The organism is Streptomyces hainanensis, assembly GCF_004348415.1.
Lineage (GTDB): Bacteria > Actinomycetota > Actinomycetes > Streptomycetales > Streptomycetaceae > Streptomyces > Streptomyces hainanensis.
In genome coordinates this window covers 1-1,921 of record NZ_SMKI01000767.1, presented here as the reverse complement: position 1 = coordinate 1,921, position 1,921 = coordinate 1, and the positions used below count along the sequence as shown (strand labels likewise).

Here is a 1,921-nt window from a genome sequence, read left to right as displayed (position 1 = left end):
GGGCGGGGTCAGTCCCTCGGCCGGCGGGCTCTTCGTACCGCGCGGTCGATGGCCCAGGCGTCGGCGACGGGGCCGAGGTGGGCGAGTTTGTGGGGGTTGATCACGGCGCGGATGGTCTGGATCCGCCCGTCGAGGACGTCGAGGGCGAGGGTGTGGAGCACCCGGCCGGCGTGGTCGCGGAAGACGGCGCCGGGCTGGCCGTTGACGTCGTGGGGGGCGAAGGTGACGTCGACCTGGTTCATCAGCGGGTAGACGGTGCCCAGGACGCGGGCCACGTTGTCCGCGCCCGTGATCGCGTTGGCCAGTTGCGGGGCCTGGCCGCCGCCGTCGCCGATCAGTTGCGCGTCGGCGGCGAGGAGGTGTCGGAGCCCGGCGACGTCGCCGTTCCTGAGGGCGTCGAGGAAGCGGGTGGCCAGCTCCTTGCGCTCGCGCCGGTCGGCTTCGAACCGCGGGCGGCCGGCGGCCATGTGGCGGCGGGCGCGCACCAGGAGTTGGCGGCAGGCGGGCTCCGAGCGGTCGACGGCCGCCGCGATGTCGTCGAAGCCGAAGCCGAAGACCTCGCGGAGCACGAAGACCGCCCGCTCCAGCGGGCTCAGCCGCTCCAGCAGGAGCAGCGCCGCCATCGAGACGGAGTCGGCCAACTCCACCGACCTGGCCGGGTCCTGGTAGGGGTCGTCGAGCAGCGGTTCCGGGAACCACGGCCCCACGTACTGCTCGCGCCGCACCCTCGCGGAGCGCAGCACGTCGATCGCGATCCGCGTCACCGTCGCCGACAGGAAGGACTTGGTCGACTCCGGCCGGGTAGGCGAGGCGTCGAACCGCAGCCAGGTCTCCTGGACCGCGTCCTCGGCCTCGCCCACGCTGCCCAGGATCCGGTAGGCGATCGAGAACAGCAGCGGTCGCAGCCCCTCGAACTCCTCGATCTTGTCCATGCCGATCCTTCGGTCGTCGATGTCAGCCGGTGAAGGACTCGGGGCCGAAGCGGCCCCAGGCCACGAACACCGCGAGTGCCAGGTAGCACAGGTTGAGCGCCACCAGGCTGGATTCGTCGCGTCGGCCGTGGGTGATCGCCGCGCCGATCATGAGCAGGGCCCAGCACACCGCGGTCACCGGCACCAGAATCGGTGCGACGCCGACGGCGGCGGGCAGGATGAGACCGGCGGCGGCCAGCAGTTCCAGGCCGCCGAGGGATTTGACGAAGCCGGTGCCGACGTCTCCGGTCCATCCTCCGCCCTGGCTCGCGGCCAGTTTCTCCCGGGGTGCGAACGTCTTGATGGTGCCACCGGCCAGCGCGACCACGGCCAGCAGTCCGGCACCGATCCACAGTGCGAGGTTCATGGGTCACACTCCCTCAGTGGAACTGGCCGACCTGGTAGTCGCCGGCCGGCTGCCGGCTGATGATGTTGAGGCGGTTCACCGCGTTGAGGAAGGAGACGAGGACGACCAGGCTGGTGAGTTGCTCCTCGTCGTAGTGCTTGGCGGCGTTCGCCCACACCTCGTCGCCCACCCCGGTGCCCGCGTCGGCGACCCGGGTGCCCTCCTCGGCCAGGGCCAGCGCCGCGCGCTCGGCGTCGGTGAAGACCGTGGCCTCCCGCCAGGCCGCCACCAGGCTCAGCCGCACCGGGGTCTCGCCGGCCGCGGCCGCCTCCTTGCTGTGCATGTCCAGGCAGCCGGCGCAGCCGTTGATCTGGCTCACCCGCAACGCCACCAGCTCCTGTGTCGCGGCCGGCAGCGTCGACTCCTTCAGCGTCCGGCCGGCCGACATGAAGTGCTTCAGCGCCTTGCCGGCGGTCGGGCTGGCGAAGTAGTTCAGTCGCGCTTCCATGATGGCTTCTTCTCCTTCGTGGCTCTCGCTGTTTCATCTCCCGAGACGAGGTAGCCCGGCCCCCTGTGACACGGCCGCGTGTGACCTGCGTCTCGT

General features: G+C 71.3%; 3 protein-coding genes. All 3 read right to left on the bottom strand.

The window, feature by feature from the left end; translation table 11 throughout:
* Nucleotides 1–8: 8 nt before the first annotated feature.
* From E1283_RS35720 to E1283_RS35710, 3 genes are read right to left on the bottom strand one after another with little or no spacing between them, the layout of a single operon-like run.
* A complete protein-coding gene (locus tag E1283_RS35720; protein ID WP_132822317.1) occupies nt 9–932 on the bottom strand; it encodes an RNA polymerase sigma-70 factor in 924 nt (307 codons plus the stop codon).
* Between the two features lie 22 nt (nt 933–954).
* Nucleotides 955–1,338, bottom strand: coding sequence for a DoxX family protein (locus E1283_RS35715; protein ID WP_132822316.1), 384 nt, complete (start codon nt 1,336–1,338; stop codon nt 955–957).
* Nucleotides 1,339–1,351: 13 nt separating this feature from the next.
* Nucleotides 1,352–1,825 carry a carboxymuconolactone decarboxylase family protein gene (locus tag E1283_RS35710; RefSeq protein ID WP_132822315.1) on the bottom strand — a complete coding sequence of 158 codons (474 nt, stop codon included), beginning with the start codon at nt 1,823–1,825 and terminating at the stop codon, nt 1,352–1,354.
* Between the last annotated feature and the right edge of the window lie 96 nt (nt 1,826–1,921).

What these genes read in the sequence shown, in the direction of transcription:
- E1283_RS35720 (WP_132822317.1), bottom strand. Translation starts at nt 932, where the DNA reads ATGGACAAGATCGAGGAGTTCGAGGGGCTGCGACCGCTGCTGTTCTCG.
- E1283_RS35715 (WP_132822316.1), bottom strand. Translation starts at nt 1,338, where the DNA reads ATGAACCTCGCACTGTGGATCGGTGCCGGACTGCTGGCCGTGGTCGCG.
- E1283_RS35710 (WP_132822315.1), bottom strand. Translation starts at nt 1,825, where the DNA reads ATGGAAGCGCGACTGAACTACTTCGCCAGCCCGACCGCCGGCAAGGCG.